The 23985-nt window shown below is 51.3% G+C and carries 23 protein-coding genes; 6 read left to right on the top strand and 17 right to left on the bottom strand.

Features of this window, described 5'->3' with window-relative positions; translation table 11 throughout:
- Window positions 1-212 precede the first annotated feature (212 nt).
- Entirely contained in the window at window positions 213-407 is a 195-nt protein-coding gene (locus KNQ07_RS14315; RefSeq protein ID WP_214767437.1) for a hypothetical protein, read from the bottom strand.
- Window positions 408-577: 170 nt separating this feature from the next.
- On the opposite strand from KNQ07_RS14315, the gene KNQ07_RS14310 reads away from it, so the two are divergent.
- Entirely contained in the window at window positions 578-1057 is a 480-nt protein-coding gene (locus KNQ07_RS14310; RefSeq protein ID WP_214767433.1) for a glutathione peroxidase, read from the top strand.
- A 125-nt stretch (window positions 1058-1182) separates the two neighbouring features.
- Here the strand turns inward: KNQ07_RS14310 and KNQ07_RS14305 are convergent, their stop codons facing one another.
- Complete coding sequence (locus tag KNQ07_RS14305; RefSeq protein ID WP_026832030.1) at window positions 1183-1752, bottom strand: hypothetical protein; 570 nt, start codon at window positions 1750-1752, stop codon at window positions 1183-1185.
- Between the two features lie 95 nt (window positions 1753-1847).
- A complete protein-coding gene (locus KNQ07_RS14300; RefSeq protein WP_214767429.1) occupies window positions 1848-2942 on the bottom strand; it encodes a glycerate kinase in 1095 nt (364 codons plus the stop codon).
- A gap of 249 nt (window positions 2943-3191) precedes the next feature.
- Here KNQ07_RS14300 and KNQ07_RS14295 point away from each other — a divergent pair, with 249 nt between their 5' ends.
- Window positions 3192-3881, top strand: coding sequence for a hypothetical protein (locus KNQ07_RS14295; protein WP_214767426.1), 690 nt, complete (start codon window positions 3192-3194; stop codon window positions 3879-3881).
- The gene (locus KNQ07_RS14290) at window positions 3878-4507 is read left to right on the top strand and encodes a hypothetical protein (protein ID WP_214767423.1); all 630 of its coding nucleotides are present in this window, start codon (window positions 3878-3880) and stop codon (window positions 4505-4507) included. The genes KNQ07_RS14295 and KNQ07_RS14290 overlap by 4 nt, the downstream gene beginning before the upstream one ends.
- An 88-nt stretch (window positions 4508-4595) precedes the next feature.
- Here KNQ07_RS14290 and KNQ07_RS14285 read toward each other — a convergent pair whose 3' ends face one another.
- Window positions 4596-5504 carry a Gfo/Idh/MocA family protein gene (locus tag KNQ07_RS14285; protein WP_214767420.1) on the bottom strand — a complete coding sequence of 303 codons (909 nt, stop codon included), beginning with the start codon at window positions 5502-5504 and terminating at the stop codon, window positions 4596-4598.
- 158 nt (window positions 5505-5662) lie between these two features.
- Here KNQ07_RS14285 and KNQ07_RS14280 point away from each other — a divergent pair, with 158 nt between their 5' ends.
- Window positions 5663-6916: a serine hydrolase gene (locus KNQ07_RS14280; protein WP_214767418.1), complete on the top strand. Its 1254-nt coding sequence runs from the start codon at window positions 5663-5665 to the stop codon at window positions 6914-6916.
- 152 nt (window positions 6917-7068) lie between these two features.
- Window positions 7069-7680 (top strand): AmiS/UreI family transporter, encoded by a 612-nt coding sequence (locus KNQ07_RS14275; protein ID WP_214721783.1) that lies wholly within the window; start codon window positions 7069-7071, stop codon window positions 7678-7680.
- 132 nt (window positions 7681-7812) lie between these two features.
- On the opposite strand, the gene KNQ07_RS14270 is transcribed toward KNQ07_RS14275, so the two are convergent.
- The 13 genes from KNQ07_RS14270 to KNQ07_RS14210 are packed head-to-tail and all read right to left on the bottom strand — an operon-like array spanning window position 7813 to window position 22341.
- Complete coding sequence (locus KNQ07_RS14270) at window positions 7813-8760, bottom strand: LCP family glycopolymer transferase (protein ID WP_214767416.1); 948 nt, start codon at window positions 8758-8760, stop codon at window positions 7813-7815.
- Between the two features lie 34 nt (window positions 8761-8794).
- Entirely contained in the window at window positions 8795-9538 is a 744-nt protein-coding gene (locus tag KNQ07_RS14265) for a hypothetical protein (protein ID WP_035387569.1), read from the bottom strand.
- Between the two features lie 23 nt (window positions 9539-9561).
- A complete protein-coding gene (locus tag KNQ07_RS14260) occupies window positions 9562-10716 on the bottom strand; it encodes an aminotransferase class I/II-fold pyridoxal phosphate-dependent enzyme (protein WP_214767414.1) in 1155 nt (384 codons plus the stop codon).
- On the bottom strand, window positions 10713-11780 hold the full coding sequence (locus KNQ07_RS14255; RefSeq protein WP_214767412.1) for a lipid II:glycine glycyltransferase FemX: 1068 nt from the start codon (window positions 11778-11780) through the stop codon (window positions 10713-10715). The genes KNQ07_RS14260 and KNQ07_RS14255 overlap by 4 nt, the downstream gene beginning before the upstream one ends.
- Window positions 11761-12381 (bottom strand): sugar transferase, encoded by a 621-nt coding sequence (locus tag KNQ07_RS14250; protein ID WP_026832018.1) that lies wholly within the window; start codon window positions 12379-12381, stop codon window positions 11761-11763. Before KNQ07_RS14250 ends, KNQ07_RS14255 begins: the two co-directional genes overlap by 20 nt.
- Before the next feature lie 16 nt (window positions 12382-12397).
- Window positions 12398-13507 (bottom strand): glycosyltransferase family 4 protein, encoded by a 1110-nt coding sequence (locus tag KNQ07_RS14245; RefSeq protein ID WP_214767410.1) that lies wholly within the window; start codon window positions 13505-13507, stop codon window positions 12398-12400.
- Window positions 13495-14838: a nucleotide sugar dehydrogenase gene (locus KNQ07_RS14240; RefSeq protein ID WP_251139567.1), complete on the bottom strand. Its 1344-nt coding sequence runs from the start codon at window positions 14836-14838 to the stop codon at window positions 13495-13497. Before KNQ07_RS14240 ends, KNQ07_RS14245 begins: the two co-directional genes overlap by 13 nt.
- A 12-nt stretch (window positions 14839-14850) precedes the next feature.
- Window positions 14851-16200, bottom strand: coding sequence for a phenylacetate--CoA ligase family protein (locus KNQ07_RS14235; protein ID WP_214767408.1), 1350 nt, complete (start codon window positions 16198-16200; stop codon window positions 14851-14853).
- Window positions 16190-17227 carry an NAD-dependent epimerase gene (locus KNQ07_RS14230; protein WP_214767406.1) on the bottom strand — a complete coding sequence of 346 codons (1038 nt, stop codon included), beginning with the start codon at window positions 17225-17227 and terminating at the stop codon, window positions 16190-16192. The genes KNQ07_RS14235 and KNQ07_RS14230 overlap by 11 nt, the downstream gene beginning before the upstream one ends.
- A complete protein-coding gene (locus KNQ07_RS14225) occupies window positions 17217-18509 on the bottom strand; it encodes a hypothetical protein (RefSeq protein ID WP_214767404.1) in 1293 nt (430 codons plus the stop codon). The genes KNQ07_RS14230 and KNQ07_RS14225 overlap by 11 nt, the downstream gene beginning before the upstream one ends.
- A 14-nt stretch (window positions 18510-18523) precedes the next feature.
- Window positions 18524-19786, bottom strand: a complete 1263-nt coding sequence (locus KNQ07_RS14220) for an oligosaccharide flippase family protein (protein ID WP_214767402.1) — start codon at window positions 19784-19786, stop codon at window positions 18524-18526.
- A gap of 14 nt (window positions 19787-19800) precedes the next feature.
- The gene (locus tag KNQ07_RS14215; protein ID WP_214767400.1) at window positions 19801-21669 is read right to left on the bottom strand and encodes a polysaccharide biosynthesis protein; all 1869 of its coding nucleotides are present in this window, start codon (window positions 21667-21669) and stop codon (window positions 19801-19803) included.
- Between the two features lie 21 nt (window positions 21670-21690).
- A complete protein-coding gene (locus KNQ07_RS14210; protein WP_214767398.1) occupies window positions 21691-22341 on the bottom strand; it encodes a YveK family protein in 651 nt (216 codons plus the stop codon).
- A gap of 328 nt (window positions 22342-22669) precedes the next feature.
- Here KNQ07_RS14210 and KNQ07_RS14205 point away from each other — a divergent pair, with 328 nt between their 5' ends.
- Window positions 22670-23959, top strand: a complete 1290-nt coding sequence (locus tag KNQ07_RS14205; protein ID WP_251139565.1) for an O-antigen ligase family protein — start codon at window positions 22670-22672, stop codon at window positions 23957-23959.
- The last annotated feature ends 26 nt before the right edge of the window (window positions 23960-23985 follow it).

The following is a 23985-nucleotide window of genomic DNA, read 5'->3' as shown; positions in this document are numbered from 1 at the left end:
ATGGGAGACCACGAAAATGTCTTAACTGGAAAACTGCATACGAGGTCTTCACGGAAGAAGTGTTGCACTTAATTTGACAAACCGTCATAAAAATAGTGTTTTTGGAACATATGCTATAGAAGAAAAAAAACCGCAGCGACCGATTCCTTCATCTGAATGGAAAACATCCTTCAGCAAGAAATCAGGCTACGGCTTTTTTGAATAAACAAGGTTTATGATTGCTCATTCAGTTTGGTCTGGACCGTCAAAGGAGCTAGCATCGTCACCCAAAGGGCAACCACTCCAGAAACAAGAATCACAATATCGCGTTCGAATCCGAGGGTCAGCAAGGCAACCGCACTTGCGACCAGGACGAGACAAAGCGTCGCGATCATGACAAAACGCGATTGTTTCAACATCTTTCTCATGTGGCATCTCTCCTTTCCTTCCAAAGTCTTTTGTAGTCTACCAAATTTTGCAGGATTTCGGGTGTGCTGACACTTGATTGTGAACGGATTGTCATCTGACAGCCGTTTTCTAGGCGAAAGACCAACCGGTTTGGTACACTGATTTTAAGACCATAAGGGGGAATTTAGACATGTTACAAGAGCAGACTTTTCAACGGATTGACGGAACCGAAGCCACGCTTCAAGATTATCCGGGACAAGCTTGGCTGATCGTCAACACGGCAAGCAAATGCGGCTTGACGCCACAGTTCGAAGGACTCGAGCAACTCTATCAAGATTACCGGAAACAAGGACTCGTCGTCCTCGGTTTCCCTTGTAATCAGTTCGCCGCTCAAGACCCGGGGACCGATGAAGAAATTCAAAGTTTCTGCCAAATGAACTACGGCGTGACGTTCCCTGTCTTCTCAAAAATCGATGTCAATGGTGAAACGGCACATCCCTTGTTCGCCGAGCTGAAAAAGCTTGCCCCGAACACGACAGGTGAAGAAGACGTGGAATGGAACTTCACGAAGTTTTTAGTGACACGTGACGGTGAAGTGACACGCTTCGCCCCAAAAACGAATCCGACTGATTTGGTCGCAGCAATCGAACGGATTCTCGTTGCGGTTTAATACAGCCTTAACAACCCACCAACAAAAAAAGTTCTGTTTCGACCGTACATCGAAGCAGAACTTTTTTTAATTTCCCACTGATTCAAACACTGTTTTCTACATAGACCCGTCTCACCGATTTACAGTCAAGGTGTTCCCGGCTCCAAGTGTCCTTTAATCATTTCTTCCGTCAAGACTTTGACGTCCTCGACGTCGCGCATCTCCGTAAACGGATGTCCCCAGACATCGAGCCATTCGATTTCTTCGATTGGTTGCGTCCGGAAACGTTCCCCGGTCGGTTCAAAAGAAGCAGCAGCCGTCGACTCGAACGCGGCATATTTCAGCAACCACGGTTTGTCGAGCAACAGCTTCATCGTCTGTTTCGGTTGCTTGAACATGACGTCGCCGACCAAGACGACCGGATCAAATCGTTCATGCAATGGATGCGTGTACTGGACGGAAACGATCAGCGCATGGTTCAGGACTTTTTCATTTTGACGCGTATACGACCGCGTCAAAAAATGCGGCACCAATGATTCGGCACTGTCTTTTGTTTGATGGATGCTTAATCCGTGTTCCGTCTGGACGACGTCCGGTAACGTCGGCTCATAACCGCGGTTGGCAAGCTGTTGGTCAAGCTCTTTAAATAACAATAAGGTATGTTCGACGAGTGCCCGCACTTGTCGAAATGAGAGTTGAATCGACTGATTGATCATAATGGTGACCTGCCTTCCAATTAATAGAGTAGTATAATTTCTTTTACCCTAAGCAGCACCCCTTCATTCCTGTTCCATCCAACCATTTCCCTAAATTAAAGAAGTTTGTCCAGCTCTCCGCTTGATTTCGTCATAATCCGCCTGACGACTTGTTCCGCACGTCGTGCCAATCGTTTTTGAGTGATGACCGGATCCAGCGTCTTTACTTCATCCGGATCATGAATGGATTCACAAAACCAGGCCTGCTCCAGCCGTTCCGTGACCTCTCCTGCCAGCAGGATGGAAGGGACATGCGCACGATCCGACAAGGCAACGACCGTTGCCGGAAGTTTTCCCATCGTCGTTTGGCGATCAATCCGCCCTTCGCCTGTCCAGACATAATCCGCCTGACGGATCCGCTCTTTTATGCCCGTCTGTTGTAGAATGTATGCCGCCCCCGACTCGATTGACGCCCCCAGTGCGTAAGCCGCTCCTCCCAGTCCGCCGGCAGCACCGGCTCCTGCTACGTGTTCCACGCCAAGTTGTTGTCCAAGATGGCTTAACTGAGCGTCCAGTAACTTGATCTGTTGTGCCGTCAATCCTTTTTGCGGACCAAACACGTGTGCCGCACCTGTTGTTCCGGCATACACGGCGGTGACATCTGCTAAGACATGTAAGGAAACGATGGGTGACGGCAGTATGATCCGGTCGGTTTCAAGCAACGGATTGGTCTGCCACGCAATCGGTCTACCGGTCTTCGTCAACAGGTGAGTGCCCAGTTCCGCCAACAGACCAAGCCCACCGTCCGTCGTCCCGGTGCCCCCGAGTGCAAGGTACAAATCTGATACGCCGGTCGCCAAAATCTGTTTTGCGAGACGCCCGACACCCCGTGTATCAAGCAACAGCGCCTCATCCTCCGGTCGCTTCAAATGCAACCCGCAAATCGCCGCAGCTTCAATCACGGCGACTCGCTCTTTTTGTACATACACCACTTCGATTGGACGTCCGGCTAAATCCACCGTCGCAGCTGCTACGTGTTGGAATCCATTCGCGGTTAAAGCTTCAATCGTCCCTTCTCCCCCGTCTGCGACCGGACTCCAATCGATCGTCGCGTCCGAATCAGCACTTAAGATACCGGCACGGATGGCACGCGCCGCGTCAGATGAACTCAAGCAGCCTTTGAAGCTGTCGATACAGATGAAATGATGCATGACAATCCTCTTTTCATTTTGAATTAACAATCAAATTTAGAAACGGCACGCGGAAAAGATGCCATAAAAATCCTCAAAAAAAGAGTAGTTCACTGAATCAGACACCTTCGAAATTCTTTCTAAACAATGACTTAAAAGAGATAGTCACCTAATGAGTTTTTGATTCAGTTTCCAATTAATGTTATTATTAAAATGGATTTCAAAAATACATCATAGACATGAAAAATACCCGACGAGGAGGGGTTTCTAATGGAACTTTGTTCACTTTGCGGCACACCTTTAAAAACAGATGCGACGTCATGTTCCTATTGTAAACACCCTGTCCTGAAAAAAATACAAGTAACAGATTCATCCATTTCCACGAAACCCGCTCAACGTCTTTTTTCCTGCCTCTTCTTTTTAGTCATCGCTCTCACATCTGCCGGTCTCTGGTACGGACTGACGCAAACGGACTCCACGCATACGACGCTTGCACCGCCTGTTCAGGCTTCGCCGACAGCAGACTGGTCCGATGAAACATCCGCCTATAACCAAACCTATTCGTCAGAAAATCCACCGGCGTCTTACGACGTTCTGAAATTTGTCCGTCAGTATACGAAAACGGTGCCGGAAACCGCCACCTATTCCAAAACAACGGATACGCTCGAGACCTTCTCGGCAATTCAATTCGCGACGCTTGAGACGTTTCATTCGGAAGTCGCTGCCTTGCGGACGATCCAAGCCGCGTCTGACAGTCCGATTCCTCCCCGTCTGTACACCGTTGACTTCGAACGGTTTGTTTCGAAGGGCGCATCGTTTCAAATCAAGACGGTCGAGACGTATCAGCTGACACGGTCAGCCGGTCAACATTTCGTCACATATGATGTTCGGTACAACGTCCGGTTACATACGGATCATCTGCAAATCACACACATCGTCCGCACGGAGGTGAAGGCATGAAACGAACTGTAATCATCCTGTTGTGTGTCCTGTTGGCCGGCTGTACAGAAGTACGACCATCCGGCGTCCAGTCCGAACTCGAGCTCGGACAGTACACGCAAGCCGTCGATCAATCTGCACGTCAAGATACGATGCACGACCCTGCCAAGTTGATGGTGCAACTCGAAACGGCATTAGCGAGCTATCATTTTAAGGAAGTCGTCAAGATTGCCCGAAAAATCGATCAACTTGCCTTGGCGCAAGACAATCCGATCCGTCTCCGGGCAAACTCCCTTCAATTGAGTGCGGAAACGATGCTCGATCAACTGAAACAAGTCGAAGGCACCTATCAAATCGAACGAAGTACACTTGATACGGGTCTGAAAGAACGGTCGTTTCCTGCGACCGGACAAATTGACGTCTCCTTCGCGAAACGCGATGGACTGGTGGCAACGATTGACTATCAGGATTTTGGAATGGTCGAGGCACCCCGCAATGATACGGAGTCGATTCGGTTTGAACCGGATTTGTCCGCCCGCCTTCCGTTATCAGAAGGACTGGTCAGTTACCTCTTCAACCAATCCGGCTTTACACTGACGTTCGAAGGTCCCGGCGGAAGATTGGTCTATCAATTGAAAAAAATTTAATAGAGCCGGATACAAAAAAACGAACGGTTTCCCTCATCTGATCGAGAGAAATCGTTCGTTTTTTGATGTTGTCCCGGAGGACCTATGCTTACAATTCGTCCAACCGTTTGACGACTTCCGCACAAAGTTCGTGTGTCGCCAGACTGTCTTCCCCTGTCACCGATGTCGACGGACGACCATGGATGGTCTCGATGAACGCATCGATCATCTCGACGAAGCCGCGTCGGCGTAATGTCGGTTCCCAGTTATCGAGCGGCAACCGGAGCTTTCCACCCTTTGTCAGCTGTTCGACCGATGTGACGTCGGTTGCGACACGTTTTTCGTTTGGCCCCATCACTTCGACCCGTTCTTCCGTCACTCCGTTATTCCGGTTCATGATGCCGATGGCCGTGATGCCGCTTGCTTCAAATTGAATCGTGACATGATGCAACAATCCCTCCACTTTTTTACCGCGGACTTGCAGGTTCTCAATCTCACCGCGTCCTGTCAAGAAACGAAGCGTATCCGCGACGTGGACAAAATCGTCGAAGATAAACGTCTTGGCATCTTCAATGAACGAGGTTCGATTTTTTTGCATGACAATCAAATTCGGCTCTTCGACTTCCAGTAAGCTTCGGTGCGCCGATGCGAACCGGCGATTGAAGCCGGTAATGAAATGTAATCCGTTGGCTGTTGCCTGTTCCGTCAATGACCGGACTTCCTCGACTTCGAGCGAGACCGGCTTATCGATGTAGATATGGATACCCGCATTCAGCAACTGTTTGGCTTGCTCAGCATGGACCTTTGTCGCGGAATGAATCAACGCGACTTGAATCCCGTTTGTGATCACATCCTCGATTGAATCAAGCGTTCCAGCGAATCGATAGGCGGCCCGCAATCGTTCAGCTTTTTCCCGATCCGTCGATACGAGATACACTTCTAAATCCGTTCGTTCGGCGTAAACAGGCAGATATGCCTTTTGGGTGATGTCCCCTAAACCAATCACTGCAATTTTCATCTGACTTCCTCCTTGAACACGTCTTTTGCTCTCATTCCCTATGTTAAACGGTTTCATGCTTCTCGTGTATCCGAAGTATTTTTTTGAAAAAGAAGATAATTTCCTTTTTTTGTTTTATGATAAGAACATATTTTGTAAAAGGAGGGAATGAGATTTTTATGAAGTCATTATTCAGGATTTGTTTGACACTCGTCCTACTCATCACACTGTGTCTCCCGGCCTTACCTGCTCAGGCTGCCAGTTATCAGGTCATCGTCACCTCGACGATTGGTGCAAATATTCGGACGAAGCCAAGCACGAGTTCATCAGCAACCATCACCCGTCGCGCTCCGTACAAAGCTAAATTCGTCGCTGTTTCCTATTCAAACGGTTGGTACAAGATCAAAGATGGAAGTGCCTACCGTTATTTATCAAATCAAGTTGCACAAAAAGTAACGACTGGCTCTAGCTCTACCGGTACATATTCAATCACCGTTACTTCTACGATCGGCGCAAATATCCGAACAACACCAAGCACAGCTTCTAGTCGGACCATTACCCGCCGAGCTGCCTACAATTCAAAACTTGCTGCGATGTCTTATACAAATGGATGGTACAAGATTAAAGACAATGGCAGCATCCGGTATGTATCTGATCAGGTAGTCCAAAAAACGACTTCTGCCGGTACATCTTCCGGCAGTCATCCGGTTGCCTCGATGCGTTATTTCAAGCTCGGATCATCCGGTTACGAACTGACGAAAGAAAGTTTTGCCCGCCGTTACCCGGCGAGTACGACGAAGTTATTGACGGCACTCGTCGCTTATGACGCCGCTGCCAAAAAAGGGACACTCGATCAGACATTCACACTGACCTATTCGATGTTGTCCGTTCCTGCCGGCAGCAGCTCCGCTGGTTTCCGGTCGGGTGACAAAGTCACGATGCGCCAACTCTTGAACGGGATGCTCATCCGGTCCGGCAATGACGCGGCGAAAGCGATTGCCGTCCGTACAGGCGGTTCGGAGTCGAACTTCGTTTCCATGATGAACAGCCGGGCGAAAGCGATCGGCATGTCCGCCAGTCATTTCATGAATCCGCATGGTTTTTATCACGCAAGCCACTATACGACGGCAGCAGATATGCAGAAGCTTGCCAATACGTATGCCAAGTACAGTTACTTGATGACAGTCAGCGGACGCAAGTCGTACCAGACCGCCGTTAAAGGACCGTATGCACGGACATTGACGTGGTACCACACGAACACGTCACTTCCGGGAGACACGCGTGTCTACGCCAGCAAAACGGGCTATACACCGGAATCTGCGTATACTCGTGTCTTCTTCATCAAAAAAGGCTCGACGCGTTACGGTCTCGTCACGTTAAAAGGAACGCTCCCGCAAACGGAGACGACGTTACGCTCCGTCCTCAATCGCTAAGAAAAGGCTCTCGGATTCGCTTTCTCCTGAAAGTGAATCCGAGAGTCTTTTTTCTGTTGATTCCCCCTCGAAAATTTACTTGCATTGGAAGCGAATTCATCATATGGTTAAGTTAACAATCAGACGTCTGACGTCTTAACGGAGGAATTCATGTGGGAAATGTAAGTTTGTTATTCGGGGGCGTTGCGCTCTTTTTAAATAGCCTGTCGTTGTTCGGGAAAGTTGATTTAAAAAGTGCCGGTCTGTTCAGTTTATTGACCGGTTTATTGCAGACCTTCATCGCGACGTGGCTCGTCATCGGTGCAGCCGGTGATCCGGCGTTGACGTTCGGTTATGCCAGCATCTACTTGTTTGCGTTTACGTATCTGTATGTCGGCATCACATTTTTATTTGGACTCGACGGCAGCGGTGTCGGTTGGTTTTCGTTATTCGTCGCCATCGCCGCTCTCTTCTATGCTGGCGTCAGCTTCAGTACAGGTGACTGGATTGGCGGCGCCACGTGGATGTTCTGGTTCGTTCTCTGGGGTCTGTTCTTCCTCGGTATGGGCTTGAACCTCAGCGTTGATCCCTTGACGGCACGGGTCGCGATTGTACTCAGTTGGCTGACGTTGATCGTTCCGGCGCTCGTCGGTCTCCGCTTCGGTACGACGGGTGCGAATTATCAACTCGTCTGGAGTGCCGCGGCCATCATGACGGTCTTGTATTTTGTCTATTCCGCGGTTAAATTCGTTCCCTTACGAACGCTCATCCGCTCGAAAAATTAAACACAAGCTGACGCGAACGTCGGTTTTATACAACGGAGGGAGGTGGATATCAAAATCCGCCCCCCTCTTTTCATTTCAACAAATCATGTGGTGCACAAGACACCTTGCGCTGGCAGAGACGAACACTGGTAGTCACTGAAGCTCGTTCTGTAACGTTGTCTGAACTTGCTTCAGCGAGGCTGCCGTCGGATGCCAGTAGTAAATCTTATCTGATTCAATTCCTCCGCTTCCTTCAAGCGACAGCGTTTCGACATTTTGTAGACTGGCGCGGTAATCCGTCGCCAGTTTCCGCACGACCGGGAACGGGATATCGGTCTTGACGTTTTTCCCGACCGCCGTCAAGACGTCATTAAATCGCGTCAAGGAAAAATCAGCCGTCAATTTATCGGCAACTGCCTGCACGACTTGCCGTTGCCGGATTTGCCGTCCGAAGTCTCCCCGTGGATCGTCATACCGCATCCGGACATACGCAAGTGCTTCTTTACCGTTCAGCGACAACTCGCCTTTCGGGAACTTCATCTCGTAATACGAGAAGTTGATATCGTTTGCGACCGTCACCCCGTCAACCGCATCGACCAGATCGGTAAAGCCGTCCAAATTGATTTCCGCAAAGTAGTCAATTTGCAAATCAAGCAAATGTTCGACCGTCTCACGCGCCATCTCCGGTCCGCCGAACGCATAGGCGTGGTTGATCTTATCATTCGCGCCGTTGCCGATGATTTCTGTCTTCAAGTCCCGCGGAATACTGAGCATCTTGCTCGAACCGGTTTCCGGATTAACCGTCACGACGATGATCGTATCACTCCGACCTGCTTCGTTGCCGCGTTGATCAACACCAAGCAGTAACAACGATATGGTTTCCGATTCGGTTTGTTTCCCGTCTTGTTTCTTCCGGTCTGCTTTTTTGGAGTCTGCTTTTTTTCCTTGTTCCGTTTGAGCTGTTTCCGTTGGTTGGACACTCGCTTCCACCGGTTCATCGACCAGCTGACTGTTTTGATGATAGACGTACCCACCTGATCCAAAGAAAACGAGTAATCCGATACCTAATGCCGTTAAGATCAGCCATCTCCATTCTTTCATCACGATTTCCCTCTCTCCTTCGAATCAAGTCGATTTACGATTGACGTTGGTTCAAGACGATCATCACGGCATTGCTCCAACTGCCAAACAAGGCTGTGATGACACCGATGCTCGGTGTATTCCGTCCTTCACTGAACTTTTGATAATGCGCAATCGTCAAGCCGTCGCGTTCATCTGCTGCTTCTGCGAGAATACGTAACACTTCTTCTTCCGTCCAGCGTTTGCGGGGTTGTTCGATGCCGATGATTTCCAAGGCGTTGCTCCACGAACCGTACCGCCTTGCAATCGTCGCAACCGTCGGCCGGTTTTTCCCGGCTGCCCACTTCGTATACGTTTGACTCGTCAAAACGGGTAAGGTTTCCTGTGCTTCGAGCAAGGATTCAATGATACGTCGCTCCATCTCCTGCACCCGTTCCTTTAAAATTTCCGCTTCTGATAAGGCCTGCTGCCACGAGTTGAATTGATGGACGATATCGGTCAAGCTCGGCGCCTGATGTTGCTGAGCCCATTCACGGTACGTCGCACTCGTGAAGGGTTCCAGTTCCTCCTTCGCAGCGCGTAACGCTTCGATGATATCCGATTTGGTAAAAGCAACGCGAACGGTGCCGATACCGGCCCGTTCCAAAGCGATTTGCCAAGAACCGAATAAAATCAGGATTTCTGCGACACTTGGGTACTGGGTATTCAGTTGCCAACGAAAATAGGTATTGGCCGTCAGTTCATTTTTCCCGTTCGCAGCGAGACGGAGTGCTTCGATCGCTTCCTCCAAATCGCTCATCACGATGTCTCCCTCCCACACATTCATAGCTGCACATTGCGTCGAACATCTGCAACGAGTCCTTGCCGAACCGAACGGATGACCAGCGCCTGCTCCGTAAACGTCATTTGGGAAGCGGACGGCAGGCAAATCCCTTCTTCAAACAGTCGACGGCTGACATCCTGCTCTTCACCCGTGATATACGGAACATCCCGGTAGACCGGTTGCAAGTGCATCGGTTTCCAGACCGGACGCGATTCAATGTTTTTCTGTTGCAACTGTTGAATCAGCAGATCCCGCTGTTCCGTGCCACCGGGGACCGTCATGGCCGTCAGCCACCGGTTCGCACGACTGCCGCTGATTTCCTGTTGATAATGACGGGCATCAATCGTCTCGAACGCCCGGACATACCGCTGAAAGATGGTTCGGCGCGCCTCGACCCGGTCTTCGATCACTTCGAGTTGTCCTCGCCCGATACCGGCAGAAACGTTACTCATCCGGTAGTTGAAGCCGACTTCCGTATGTTCATAATGCAAGACGGGTTGACGGGCTTGCGTTGCGAGATAAAAGGCCCGTTCGATCAAGTGAACATCATTTGAGACCAACATGCCGCCACTCGAAGTCGTGATGATTTTGTTGCCGTTAAACGAGTAGATGCCGAACGTGCCGAATGTGCCGGTCATCCGTCCGTTGACCGTCGAACCAAGTGATTCGGCTGCATCTTCAATCAACGGAACATCGTATTCCTCACAGATTGCCGCCAGTTCCTCGATTTTAGCGACGACGCCGTACAGATGGACGACGATGACGGCTTTCGGTAACCGACCGCGCGTCGCTGCCTGGATCATCGCCCGGCGCAGCGCGGTTGGTGACATGTTCCATGTATCGGATTCAGAATCAATCAAGACCGGTCGCGCACCGACGTACCGGATCGGATTCGTCGAAGCGACGAAGGTCAACGACTGACAAAACACATTGTCCCCTGCCGTGACACCTAATGTCGCTAATGCCAAATGAATCGCTGACGTCCCGCTGCTCGTCGCAAGCGTCGCTTGTGCTCCACTGTAGACCCGCATACCGGCTTCAAAGGCTTCGACGTTCGGACCGAGCGGTGCGACCCAGTTGGTTTCGAGTGCTTCTGTGACGTACCGCATTTCCTGACCACTGAGGTGTGGGATGGATAACGGGATGTTTTTCATGATGACTCCTCCCCTCTTCGTGACAGCTGACGAACCGGCGTCCGGTATAGCGGAAACCAATCCTGCGATGAGAACACTTGATTTTTCAGATGTTGCTCCGATAACTGGGCGTAAATCAACGGGTTCAAAACCGACGTCCCGAGCGCATACTCGGTCTGTTGAGGACTGAAGGAACGTTTGTAGGCCAGTAAACTGTCGGTCTCGTCCCGCGTCGTTCCGCCGCCTAAATGAAGGGCGGTTTTCCCGAGCTCCTTGGCCCGGCGGATCATTTCGGCAAATAACAGATGATTCGGACGGACAGCCAGCTGTTCGGGATCCGATGCGCCGAGATGATAATGGGCGAACTGTTGACCATAGAGGACGATGCAACCGGCGATGATGATGCCGTTTCGTTCGGCGACGAGCAGTTCAGCCGGTAATCGTCCGTCTTGCAACTGTCGAAAGTACTGATCGCTGAAGTAATAGCGGGCATCCGCTTGATGTTTGTCCATCGTCAATCGGTACAGACGGATGAAGCTTGCATATTCTTCCGGCCGGGCAACCCGGACCGTCACCGCTTCACGTCGCGCTTTTTTGATGTTCCGCCGCGTCATCGAGGAAAAACGTCCTTCAATTATGTCAATCGGATCGGTCAACGGCACCGTGACAGTTCGTTGGATCACTTGAGCACGATCACACCAGGCTTGACCGAGTTCACGATTCTGAAGAACCGGATGAAACCGGACCGTTTCCGTGATGATCCGTTCTGCGTGACAGTACGCGAGAAAATGACGCCGCACCTCTTGCACCTGATCCGTCGACCACAAGCCGATGAAGACCGGTCCCCCGTATCCGTATGGGGTCGTGATGTCTTGAAAGGGGGTTCCGGCTATCGGTCGTTTCAAGTACGGATAGATCAAGATGCCGAACTCGGAAGGACAGATATACATCTCGGGTACGGCTGACGGCTCTTCCGCCAGTTCGAAGTATGCATACTCGTAATAACAATCCAGTCCGTAATGCGTCACGAGCGCATTCCATTCCCGCGAATCGTGAATCAATCGTTCAGCGCTTAACGACATCATGAGGGACACCCCCGTCCAACCCTTTGAATTCGCCCATCCCGGTCTGATGATCGGTCGAGTTCCCTTCGGACAAGACAACAATCTTGACGGTCTTGAAGAGGATATACAGATCGAGTCGGAACGTGTGGTTTGCAGCGTACCACTGATCTTGTTCGAGCCGTTCCTGCCAGGTCGTCGCGTTCCGTCCGTGAATCTGCGCCCAACCGGTCAAGCCGGGCAAGACGTCATGCCGTGTCATCTGTTCTTTCGTATAGTGGTTCAAGTAACTGACGAGCAACGGGCGGGGACCGACGAAACTCATCTGTCCGCGGAGGATATTAAAAAATTGCGGGAATTCGTCCAGACTCAAACGCCGGATCCATTCGACGGATTTCGGAATCCGCTCGGCGTCCGGCAAGAGATTGCCTTCCGCATCGGTCTCGTTCGACATCGTCCGGAATTTATAAATCTTAAACAGTTCTCCTTTGTAGCCGGGACGGACCTGATTAAAGAAAATCGGGCGTCCGAGCTTCGTATAAATGAATAAGGCGACAAGGAGATAGACGGGCAACAGGACGAGAATAGCGAGTAGACTGACCGTAAAATCAAATGTCCGTTTCATGATGACGTCCTCCTTTTCATAAGGTCGAAAAGAGATCGAGTTGCCGCTTGATGACATCTGCTTCGTTAAAGTGTTTCATTGCCCGTTCGAATCCGGCCCGACCCATCTCAGACGCGACGGCCGGCTGTTCGACGAGATCGAGCATCCGTCGAGTCAACTGCTGCTCATCCTGTACTTCGACCAGGTAACCGGTCTTACCGTCGATGACTTCTTCGCGGCAGCCGCGGATGTTCGTTGCGATGACGGGTTTTGCCGTCGCCATCGCTTCGATGATCGAGCGCGGTACCCCTTCGCGATGTGATGGCAGGACAAACGCATCGACTTGGTGCAACAGCGTCGGCACATCTTCGACGAAACCGAGATAATCGATGTTCGGGATTTCCCGAATCCGTTTCATGAACGTGTGTTTCGTCGTCTGATCCCGTTCACTTGCCATCATTTCACCGGCGATGACGAGCCGGACGTCCGGTTGAACCGCGACGACGTCTTCGAAGGCGTTCAACAATTCGAGAATGCCTTTTTCTTCGACGATCCGACCGATGAATAAAAACGTAAACCCGGCATCCGTCTGACGAGGACGGGGATAAAAGCGGGTCAAATCGATACCGTTTCCGAGGTGCATCAGCCGGGTCGTGTTTTTGAACCGTTTCCGGTTCGCCAGTTCATAGTCTTCAGCGCTCTGGAGCAACAGATAGTCCGTTGCGAACCGGGCGAGCCACTTCTCGACCGAGTACGTCAGTTGATAGGTGACGCGACCCATCTTTTCGTGAAAGTAAAAGCCGTGGGCGGTATAGACGATATGTTTCGTCCCGGCCCGCTTCGCAGCGACCCGGCCAAGGGCTGCTGCGACCGGCGTATGCACATGCACGGCATCGTATTGTCCGTCTTTTAGAATCTGGACGATCGAGCGAATCGTCTTCCAGTTGCTCGTCCAGTCGATTTTCCGTTCGATCGGAATGTCATGCATCGTGAAGCCTTGCGCGGCGAGCTTTTGCGCCGCTCCGGTATCCGCACAGGCAATTCCGACATCGTGTCCGGCTCCCTTCAAGGCGAGCAATAAAGGCTGAAGCATCGTTTCCGCCGTCGTATCGAGGGCACAGACTTGAAGGATTTTCAGAGTCGCCATAAATGCACCCCTTCCGGTTTTTCCGACGGTGTCAGCATGCCTTTGATGTCAATGACGATTCCCCGTCCGACTTTGAGCAGGTGTTGCGCAAGCAGCCAGTTACCTTCGACGTATTCTTCGTGGGAGACCGCGAAGATGACGACGTCTGCCGGTTTTAACTCCGCGAGATCGACTAAATCGATCCCGTATTCGCGTTTCGCATCTTCTTTTGCGACGAGACGATCCGCGACCTGGACTTCAATCCCGAACTCTTCGATTTCCTTGACGAGGTTCGCGACTTTCGAGTTTCGGATGTCACTGACGTTTTCCTTGAACGATAGGCCAAGGACAGTGACCCGGGCACCAAGGACCGGCATGTTTTGTTTGATCAGATTCTTGACGAGTGATGTCGCGATGAACCGTCCCATCGTGTCATTGATCCGCCGTCCGGCTAAGATGACTTCCGGATGATAACCGAGTGATTCGGCTTTCATCGTCAAGTAGAACGGGTCGACGCCGATACAATGTCCGCCGACGAGTCCTGGACGAAACGGCAGGAAGTTCCACTTCGTACCGGCGGCTTCGAGGACCTCGAGCGTATCGATGTCCATCCGGTCAAAGATGATCGCCAGTTCGTTCATCAAGGCGATGTTCAAGTCCCGTTGCGTATTCTCGATGATTTTTGCGGCTTCTGCGACCTTGATCGACGATGCCCGGTGGACTCCGGCATCAACGACCGCTTCGTATACTTCCGCGACGATATCGAGCGTTTCTTGATTTTGGGCCGAGACGATTTTTTTGATCGTCTTGAATGTGTGCTCATGATCGCCCGGATTGATCCGTTCCGGTGAGTAACCGACGAAGAAGTCGACCCCTGCCTGCAGACCGGAAGCTTCTTCGAGGACCGGGATGCAATCCTCTTCTGTCGCGCCCGGATAGACCGTCGATTCATAGACGACGATATCCCCTTTGTTCAGTTGGCGTCCGACGAGCTGCGAGGCCCGGAGGAGCGGTGTCAAATCCGGTTGATTCTGCGCATTGATCGGCGTCGGGACGGCGATGATGATGAAATCGCTCGCGTGAAGGGCCGCTGCGTCCGTCACGTAGGCGACGTCTGCATTTTTGAGGACGAATGGACTGAGTTCAAGCGTCGCATCGATGCCTTCTTTCAGTTCGGCGACGCGTTGCTCTTTGATGTCAAAACCGACGACTTCCGTTTTTTCACCAAAGGCGACGGCGACGGGAAGACCGACGTATCCGAGACCGACGACGGCAATCGAACGGTTGGCGATGGGGAGTGATCGAGTTTCGGCTGCTGTCGTATCTACGATGTGTGTGACTGCCTTATTCATGATGGATTCCTCCTATTTCATCGACTGTCTGACGATCAGTGTTTTCCCATTCGGTTCCTGCTTCATCTGCCGGACCGGCTCGAGCGTGACTTGCATCGAGGAACCGAGCAGCTTCTGCATCTCGCGTAATAAGATTTTTTCATGTTTCGGGACAAACCGTTGTTCGTCCGGAATGTACCGGAGCGTCACTTGATTTAATGCGTATTGTTCGACTTGCAGGCGTAAGACCGAGTTCGGTAATTCGCGGGCAATCGTCGTGATGTCTCCTTCAAACACTTTGCCGCGCTTTTCACTGACGATGTAGCTTGTCCCGCGTCCGTCAATCGACTCAATGACCGGACCGTTTAAGCCGCAGTTGCACTGTTCGTTGCTGAGCGTCATCCGGTCGCCGATCCGGTAGCGGATCAGCGGTGTCCCGCGTGTCGTAAAACATGTGACGACGACCTCTCCGCCCTCTCCGTACGGTTCGATGATGCCCGTTTCGTGATGCAGATGGAGTTTCCGCTCCCGGCATTCGGAAATGATTGGTGCCCCTTCCGAGGAACCGTACTGGTCAAAGACCGGAGCTTGAAAAGCTTCTTCGAGCAGGTGCCGCATCTCCGGTGTCACCGTCTCCGATGTCGGAAAAATCGCGACCAACTGAAACTCAAGCCGGAGATTGTTTTTGAGTAAATATTGGGCGATTTCGAGCATCGCCGTTGGTGTCCCGTCAAGCGCTGCCGGTCGAAAACGATTCAGCTCCGCGATATAAGCGGGAAAGTTCTCTTCTTTCATGTGGAAGATCGACAATAACAATTGATTTAACGGTCGGTTCATCCGCCAGAAGATCGGTTTTTTCTGATCCACCGCCGTCAACGTCCGACCGGTGAAACTCGCCCGGCGCATGCCGGAATAAAAGCCGTGCAGTTCCTTGAAGTAATCGAGATGTGCCATCCGTTCCTGCACGTCTTCGCGTACGAAGGCGACTTGGAGTGACTTCCCGCTCGTTCCGCCGGTTCGGCCGCGAACCGGCGCATCGATGTTCGACATGAACGCTTCATTTTGTTGCCTGAGCGTCTCTTTCTCAAGGATCGGAATCGTCTTCAGCTGTTCCAGTGAGGTGAAGGGTAATCGGATATCGTGTTCTTGAAACAGCTTTTGATAGTACGGTGTGTGTGCTTGGACGAACAGCAGAAACGCATTGAGACGTTCCAGCTGTTCGACCCGGTAATCCACCGTCCGGTCTTTCTCCCGCAGTTCTTTCATCTTCGCTTCGTATTCGGGTCCATATCGTTCCTGCATCAGCTTTTTACCGTAAATAGAAGTCAAAATATTCTGAATAAATATCGGAGATCTGTAGTAGAAATCTTCTTTAAGCGCCATCTTGCACTTCCTCCTTCAGCTGATAATGACGTTCATACCAGTCGATGAATGCGTGGACCCCGTCTTCGATCGTCGTCTGCGGACGGTAGCCAATCGTTTCGAACAATGAGGTCACGTCAGCGAAACTTTCCGGAACGTCGCCTGCCTGGAGCGGCATCTCGTGTTTGATGGCTTTTTTGCCGAGTCGCTGTTCGATCAAGGCGACGAATTCATTCAGCCGGATCGGGCTGTGACTGCCGATGTTGAAGACCCGATACGGGACATCGCTGCGGTCGGGCAAGGGATTTTCCTGATCAAATGCCGGATCGGCGACCGGTTCGGTCTGCATCAGCCGGTAGATGCTTTCGATGATGTCGTCGACATACGTGAAGTCGCGTCCCATCTCACCGTAGTTGTACAGATCGATCGGTTGACCATTCGCAATCGCTTCCGTGAACTTGAACAGTGCCATGTCCGGGCGTCCCCACGGTCCATAGACACTGAAGAAGCGAAGACCGGTCGTTTTGATTCCGTAAAGACTGCTGTACGTGTGGGCCATCAGCTCATTCGCTTTTTTCGAAGCGGCGTAGAGGCTGAGCGGATGGTCGACCGCATCCGTCGTCGCAAACGGCATCTTAGTATTCGAGCCGTAAACGGAACTGGAGGAAGCATAAATCAGTTGTTCGACCGGATGATGTCGACACGCTTCTAGGATCGAGAGGAAACCGACGATGTTTGAGGTGATGTAGACATCCGGCCGATCGATGCTGTACCGGACACCGGCTTGGGCGGCCAGGTGAAGCACGAGATCAATCTGCTCCGTCTCGAACACCGTGTGGACGGCTGCTGTATCTTCAAGGGAAATCCGGTAAAACGTGTAGCGGCTTGGATCCAGTTCGATCAACCGGGCTTCCTTTAATGCCGGATCGTAATAATCATTGACTTCATCCAGTCCGACGACCCGGTACCCTTCTGCCAAAAAGCGACGTGCCGCATGAAATCCGATGAAGCCAGCAATCCCGGTAATCAAAATCGTTTTATTCTGCACGTTTCTCAACCTCCTCGAAGTGATGAAGCACCTGATAGCGGATGTAATGAATCGATGTATAGACAATCAACAGCATCGGGAACAATTTGTAGCGATGGCGGATCGCCGTCCCGACATTCCCGGTCCCGAGACCAAAAATCAAGGCGTTAACGACGAAGAGAATCAACATGAACAGAAGCACACTGCCAAACGGATGCTGTTTGAGGTATTTCAGATGCAGCATCGTCAGACCAAACAGCAGGAGATAAAAGACAGCGTCGGCGAAGAAAATCGCGATGTTCATCAGGCTCGACCACTGCCACGGGAACGGCGAGAACAGGAAGTAGATCATCCGGATCGGAGAATAGACGATCATATCGAGTGGTCCCGTCACCGTCAGTCCGTTCAGATAAGCCGATACACCACGGTCATAACTCATTCCGCTGAACAATTGCCCGTTTTGTGAGACATGGGTAAATTTCGCGAACAAGACGTCCTGGAAGCTGTAGACGATGAATCCGACGAGCACGACTTGAACGAGGAGCCGCTGGACCTTCGATGCTTCGAAATCCATCCGCTTCGTCTCGTGGTTGTAGAACGAGAAGTAGACGAGTAACACGAGAATGCCGATGGCGAGTCCCGAGTGAAACACGGTGCTGACGAAGTAACCGGTATACGCGAGCGTCAGGCTGACGGCTGATTTTTCAACCGTCCAGCGCACCATGTAATAAAGCGTGTAGACCATGCCGAGTGCAACGATTTGGTCCCGCAGGAGAATCGGTGAGAGCAACAGCCCTTGGGCGAAGAAGGCGAAGATTCCGGTTGCGATCAAGACGTAATGCATCGGTAACTTCAGCAGCAACAGTGTTTTCGACAAAATGACGATTGAGACGACACCGAGGATGACGTTTAAATACTGGGCCAACATCCGCTCCGGTCCAAACGCGAGATAAAAGAGACCCAAAAACTTCGAGTAACTTCCCCGGACGACCTCGTTGAATGTCGTCGGATCGGTATAGATCAGCAATCCCTCCAGATGGAACGCCTCCGTATCATCCCCGCTGTGCGGCGGGAGCCGGAACAGTTCGAGATCGACCAGCATCAAGGTCAGTCGTACCAGAAACGCGGTGACGAAGATGAGAAAAAGTGGCGTCGTGTCCGCTTGTTTCAAGAGGTACCACATCAACAGGACCGAGTTGATGACCAGGAGTGTCGCGACGTATCCTTCAGAAGTCAAAAAGAGCGGTCGAACCAATTGGCTGAGCAAGGCTTCGATGGCAATGACAATCAGGATCGGCCGCATGCTTTTCCCCTCCTTCAGCTGCTTTGTTCGATGGCGAGTGCGAGTTTACGTGGATAGAGTGAACGATAGAGTGCGGGAATCAGTAGTCCGATCTGGGTGACGGCACAGAGAGCGTAAGCGATCGTCGCCCCGAACAACCCGTACATCGGAATCAAGACGCTGCAGGCGACGATGTTGACGACGACACTGCCGAAGATCGAGATCGTCTGGACCCGGAACTGTTGGAATCCGGTCAACAATGCTTGGATGACGGTGGAATTGTAGAAAAAGAGTGAGGCGACCATCATCAGGACAAAAATCGTATGGTACTGAACGAAGGAGGCATTGTAGAAAATCGTCAGCCCCCACTTCCCAAAGAAGATGGATCCGATAATCAACAGGATACCGACTGCATTTGTCATCAGCAGCATCGAGCGGGTCAGCTTCCGCAGTTCCGGGAGACTTTGCCGTTCCCCGCTGTCAGACGAGAAGTTCGGTAACAAGACTGCGACGAGTGAGTGGATAAATAAACTGCCAAGGACCAGCAGGTAAGCGATACTCGCGTAGTAACCGAGTTCTTCCGTCCCGATGGCTTGACCGACGAACAAGCGGGGAATGTTGGCGTTCAAGGCAATCAGCAAGGCGACGAAGCCCAGTGGGACGGCTTTGATAAATAACTGTCGTCCCGTTTGATACCGCTCGCTCATCGTGTTGTTTTCAAAACCATGACCGATGCGCCGGACAGTCGGTAAGTCATACAGGACGAGCATGACCAAGTTCCCCGCGACCAATGCAAGCACGAACCCGTGAATCGAATGGGTCGTAAACAAAATCAAGGCGGCTCCCGACACATTGACGAGACTGCGGAAGATTTTTGATAAGGCGACTTCCTTGAATGCCATGTGACCTTGGAGGAATCCGTAAGCGAGATCAGCGAACGATTCCATGTATTTGTTCAAGTAGACGAGTAACGTCAGCCATAAGATGTCGGCTTCTCCGAAGAAGTAGTAGACGACGAGTAAGACGAAGACACCGACCGTCAGCAAGGAAAAACGGGTTTTGATGAAAAGACTGAAGTTCTTCAGCCCGGAACGTTCTGCCGTCAGAATCGTACTGGCATTGAGCCAACAAAACATGACGATGGGTGCCGTCAAAGCGAGCGCATAATTGAAATAACCGATGTTGAGCGGGGTGCTCCATTTGATCAACAGGGTCAGGATCATCCACTGGTGCAGCGAATACGCTGTATCGGCGACGAAGATGAGATTGAAGCGTGATAACTGCCGGGCTGATTTCATACCGTCTCCCCCCTTTATTCCCGGGCGACCCGAATCGCGGGTGGAATCGTTTCCGGAATCGGACCGGTTCGATTCGTCGCTTCGAGTAAATACGTCCGAAGTGCCTGTTCATCGTCAATCGCGAGCGCAATATCGCGGAGATACGGATCAATTGAACCGAACGGCCGGGTCTTTCCGACTAAAATCTTATCGAAGACCCGCTCTTCGTGAACCTCCTCGGTCGCCAGTAATTCTTCGTACAACTTTTCGCCTTTGCGGATACCGCTGTAGACGATCGGGATCTGTTCTTCCGTAAATCCACTCAAGTGAATCAAGTTGCGGGCGAGCGTCGTGATGTTGACCGGTTCCCCCATATCGAGGACAAATACTTCGCCCCCTTCAGCGAGGACACTCGCTTGGATGACAAGCCGGCTCGCTTCCGGGATCGTCATGAAGTAACGGGTCATCGCGGGATCCGTCACGGTGATCGGTCCCCCGTTCGCGATCTGTTCCTTGAAGAGTGGGATGACCGAGCCGCGGCTGCCGAGGACGTTTCCGAAGCGGACGACGGCGAAGGTCGTTTCGCTGTTGCGGGCGATTTGCTGAATGACCATCTCGGCGATGCGTTTCGTCGCCCCCATCACACTTGTCGGATTGACCGCTTTATCGGTCGAAATCATCACAAACCGTTTGACGCCGGCTGCTTCCGCCGCCAAAGCGACGTTCCGCGTCCCGTAAACATTGTTTTTGACGGCTTCACTCGGATTATCTTCCATCAGCGGAACGTGTTTATGAGCCGCTGCGTGATAGACGAGATCCGGTTTGAAACGTTGCATCACGTCCATCATCCGGTCCGCATCCTGCACATCGGCGATGACGGAATGAAGCGTGATGCCGTCCGTCACGGCTTCCAGTTCCCGACGGATCAAGTAGATGCTGTTTTCACCATGACCGAGTAAAATCAGATGATCCGGTTTGAACTTCGCCAGCTGGCGGCAAATTTCAGAGCCGATTGATCCGCCGGCGCCGGTCACGAGCACCGTCGCCTGACTGACACTCCGTTCAATTTCCGTGATATCAAGTTCGACCGGTTCCCGTCCGAGCAAATCGGCGATCGAGACTTCCCGGATCTGATTGACGGACACTTTCCCGGATGCCAGTTCCACGAGCATCGGTAACGTATGCGCTTCGACTTTCGTCTGTTTGATCCGGTTCAGCAAAGCGACCCGGTCCGGATAGGACAAGGACGGGATGGCAAGCACGACGGCCTCAATTTTGTATTCCTCGATGATGCACTCGAGCTGTTCGATGGCTCCGACGACCGGGACACCATGGATCATCATCCCTTTCAGCTCCGTCAAATCATCGAGTAACCCGACGACGTTGAGGATGTGTGCTTTTTTCTGTTTCAGTTCTTTTGTAATCATCTGACCGGAGGCGCCGGCACCGATGATCAACGTCCGTTTTCCGAGTGTCCGCTCCCGTTTCAATTCAAGGTGACGTCCCCGGATCAACAGCCGGACGAACAAGATGCCGTTTAAGATAAGACCGGTTTGAAGAAAGACGGCCCGTTCGACCGCAAAGTCGAAGAGCGCATATTCGAGACCGAGTAAGACGAAGCTGCTGGCGACGACGACGACGAGTAAGACACCGAGGTCACGCAGACTGGCATAACGCCAGATGATTTGATAAAAACGCATCCAGTGAGCAACGAGTGTCAAGGCCACCCATTGGATCAAAGCGATTTCGACTGCATCGACCAGTTCAAAGTTCGCGGTCAGATTCAGGGGATTGAAGAAATAGAATGTCACGACCGTCGCTGCGATGATGACCGCGGCGTCGATCAACCGCAAAAGACCGATTTTGAGATGCCTGCGGTACTGATGAAGTGGTGGGGCTTGCATGACGGCTCCTCCTTTCTCTGGTTATGAACGGCTAGGACGGCTGACAGCTTGCGGGTAAGCCGGTTCTTTTGTTTCTTCAGCGACTGACTTTTTTCCAAGGGCCCGGGAGTAGACGATCAATAATCCGAACAAGAGACCGAGGATGCCACCGATTGCTGTGTTCATGAGGATATTCGGTGAGACGGGTTTCGTCGGGATCCGTGCCGTCGAGAAGACTTCCGTGCTGCTCGTTTTGATCAATTGAGGTAAATAATCCTGAAAGACTTCCGTCATCGTGTTCGCTTGGATCGCTGCCTGTTCCGCCGATCGATCCGTGATGGATAAGGCGATGACTTGCGAATCCAAGTTACTGGAGACGGTCAGGCGGTCCGTTAAGTCAAAAATTCGTTTATCGGTCACGTCCATCTTTTGAGCGACCTGATCGATGACTTCCGGACTTCTCAGGATATCCTGATAGGTACTGACGAGTGTCGTCGTGGCTGTCGCTTCCGTATCTTGTTGCGGAACAACAAGGATGTAGGCAGTCGCCTCATAGGTCGGAGGAATCACATAGGTGCTGACCGCATATCCTGCACCCGCAAATAGAATCGCTAGCAAGCAGAGAATCCACCAGCCTTTCTTCAATGTCGTCAAATGATCTCCGAATGTCTTTTTTTGATGGATGGAGCTCACGCTGTTCACCTCTTTCTCGTTACCTGACACGTTGGATGGACATTGGTTATGGTTACACCTTATTTCCAAACGGCTACCAAAACAATTAGAGCTTGGTGGAAATGATTATATTTTTTTGAGGAGTCATTATGCCCGCGTATCGTTAACTCACCGAAAAAGATTGATTCACGAAAAAAAGACGATTCACATAAAAATGATCGCCGTTTCATCAAAATCATCCCCATAAACTGCATGATGTTCATAAAATTAAGGGTAAATACCAATTTGATGATTAATAAGTGCGAAATTCGGTAATAAGTCCTATATGAAGGGTGGATAGAGATTAGTAATGATGTTAAAATCAGTCAATATACCTGAATCGATTGGCTTATTCACCCTAGCACTTTGGGTAACGATCGATTTATGGACCCGTCCTTTATCTTTTACGGACGAAGTCCTGCCGCATCAGTGGAACGTATGGATCGCCGTTGTCTATCTCGCTCTGTTCGTGACGTTTTATCTCATCACCCGTCCCTTGTATTTTCCATCACGTGCTTTGACGCAACGACTCGTCAACTTGTTTTTGATCTACCTCACCTTTCACACGCTTGTTTTTCTGTTTCGTCCAGCTACTGCTTCTTCGCTTTCGTTACTCCATCTGTTTACGACATGGCTTTTTGTCATCATCGTCCTATCACTTACCGCTCTCCCATTCGTTCATTGGTTTCAGTTATTGAACCTCATTCTCTTGTATCAGGCCTTATTTCTTGCAGCGTATGCCTTACTTGTCTCATTTGGTCAACACTATGTCCCAATCGATAACATTCAATCGTTACGACTTGGTCCCGTTTCCTTATCTCAGCTGTATGTCGGAGAACAAGGCAGCTTTCTCCGCTCGGCCAGCCTGACGAATAATCCCAATACCTTTGCCGCTTGGCTCGTTCCCGGTGGACTCATCGCCTGGATGTATGTCCTCCAGTCGCTTGCCCGGAACAGATGGCGTTTCTGTCTCTTGTTCGGAAGCTTCCTGTTGCTGATCGTTATTGGTTTGATCCTGAGTGCCTCCCAGACCGGAATTTACTCCTTTTTCCTGCTTGCGTTGCTGACGACCGTCTTACGGTTAAAACGGAAACGGCTTCGCTACCAAGTGACGGCGCTTTACTTGCTTGGCGCCGGTATCGTTCTTCTCTCGATGTCGTTTAACCAAGCCTTGTTTTCACAAGTGATCAGTCTCAATGGACGCAGTGCACTCTGGCAGGCAGGAATTGCGGCTTCCACCGACCGCCTTTGGTTTGGACATGGACTCGGCTCTTCTGCTGTTGGACTCGAAGAACAACTTGGTCCGAGCACGTTGTATACGTTCCACAGCACGCCGATCGTCTATCTGTATGAATTGGGCGTCGTCGGTCTGTTGCTCTATCTTGCTTCGTTCCTCCTGATACTCGTTCGATTGATTCGGGATTACCGTTATGATGATTCCTTATCGATTGCCTTGCTCGTGCTCAGTCTTTGGTTGCTGTTTCTTCAGTTCACAGAAAGCGTACTCGTCCGACCGAGTGGATTTTACTTCATTTGGCTCAGTTTGCTGATTTATGCGACACGCCGTCGCACAACCTCACAAGAAAGTACCCACACCTAGACGAACACCTACATGAAAGGGGTATA

The organism is Exiguobacterium sp. s145 (genome assembly GCF_018618835.1).
GTDB lineage: Bacteria > Bacillota > Bacilli > Exiguobacteriales > Exiguobacteriaceae > Exiguobacterium_A > Exiguobacterium_A artemiae.
Note: the sequence above shows the minus strand (reverse complement) of the source record. Positions and strands in the feature narration are given on the sequence as shown.

Excerpts from the sequence above, each read along its gene's own strand:
- KNQ07_RS14300 (WP_214767429.1), bottom strand. The coding sequence starts at position 2,942 with ATGCATCATTTCATCTGTATCGACAGCTTCAAAGGCTGCTTGAGTTCA.
- KNQ07_RS14205 (WP_251139565.1), top strand. The coding sequence starts at position 22,670 with ATGATGTTAAAATCAGTCAATATACCTGAATCGATTGGCTTATTCACC.
- KNQ07_RS14290 (WP_214767423.1), top strand. The coding sequence starts at position 3,878 with ATGAAACGAACTGTAATCATCCTGTTGTGTGTCCTGTTGGCCGGCTGT.
- KNQ07_RS14225 (WP_214767404.1), bottom strand. The coding sequence starts at position 18,509 with ATGCGGCCGATCCTGATTGTCATTGCCATCGAAGCCTTGCTCAGCCAA.
- KNQ07_RS14270 (WP_214767416.1), bottom strand. The coding sequence starts at position 8,760 with ATGAAAGAATGGAGATGGCTGATCTTAACGGCATTAGGTATCGGATTA.
- KNQ07_RS14280 (WP_214767418.1), top strand. The coding sequence starts at position 5,663 with ATGAAGTCATTATTCAGGATTTGTTTGACACTCGTCCTACTCATCACA.
- KNQ07_RS14295 (WP_214767426.1), top strand. The coding sequence starts at position 3,192 with ATGGAACTTTGTTCACTTTGCGGCACACCTTTAAAAACAGATGCGACG.
- KNQ07_RS14260 (WP_214767414.1), bottom strand. The coding sequence starts at position 10,716 with ATGAAAAACATCCCGTTATCCATCCCACACCTCAGTGGTCAGGAAATG.
- KNQ07_RS14305 (WP_026832030.1), bottom strand. The coding sequence starts at position 1,752 with ATGATCAATCAGTCGATTCAACTCTCATTTCGACAAGTGCGGGCACTC.
- KNQ07_RS14235 (WP_214767408.1), bottom strand. The coding sequence starts at position 16,200 with ATGGCGCTTAAAGAAGATTTCTACTACAGATCTCCGATATTTATTCAG.
- KNQ07_RS14255 (WP_214767412.1), bottom strand. The coding sequence starts at position 11,780 with ATGATGTCGTTAAGCGCTGAACGATTGATTCACGATTCGCGGGAATGG.
- KNQ07_RS14250 (WP_026832018.1), bottom strand. The coding sequence starts at position 12,381 with ATGAAACGGACATTTGATTTTACGGTCAGTCTACTCGCTATTCTCGTC.
- KNQ07_RS14315 (WP_214767437.1), bottom strand. The coding sequence starts at position 407 with ATGAGAAAGATGTTGAAACAATCGCGTTTTGTCATGATCGCGACGCTT.
- KNQ07_RS14215 (WP_214767400.1), bottom strand. The coding sequence starts at position 21,669 with ATGCAAGCCCCACCACTTCATCAGTACCGCAGGCATCTCAAAATCGGT.
- KNQ07_RS14265 (WP_035387569.1), bottom strand. The coding sequence starts at position 9,538 with ATGAGCGATTTGGAGGAAGCGATCGAAGCACTCCGTCTCGCTGCGAAC.
- KNQ07_RS14310 (WP_214767433.1), top strand. The coding sequence starts at position 578 with ATGTTACAAGAGCAGACTTTTCAACGGATTGACGGAACCGAAGCCACG.
- KNQ07_RS14240 (WP_251139567.1), bottom strand. The coding sequence starts at position 14,838 with ATGAATAAGGCAGTCACACACATCGTAGATACGACAGCAGCCGAAACT.
- KNQ07_RS14285 (WP_214767420.1), bottom strand. The coding sequence starts at position 5,504 with ATGAAAATTGCAGTGATTGGTTTAGGGGACATCACCCAAAAGGCATAT.
- KNQ07_RS14220 (WP_214767402.1), bottom strand. The coding sequence starts at position 19,786 with ATGAAATCAGCCCGGCAGTTATCACGCTTCAATCTCATCTTCGTCGCC.
- KNQ07_RS14245 (WP_214767410.1), bottom strand. The coding sequence starts at position 13,507 with ATGGCGACTCTGAAAATCCTTCAAGTCTGTGCCCTCGATACGACGGCG.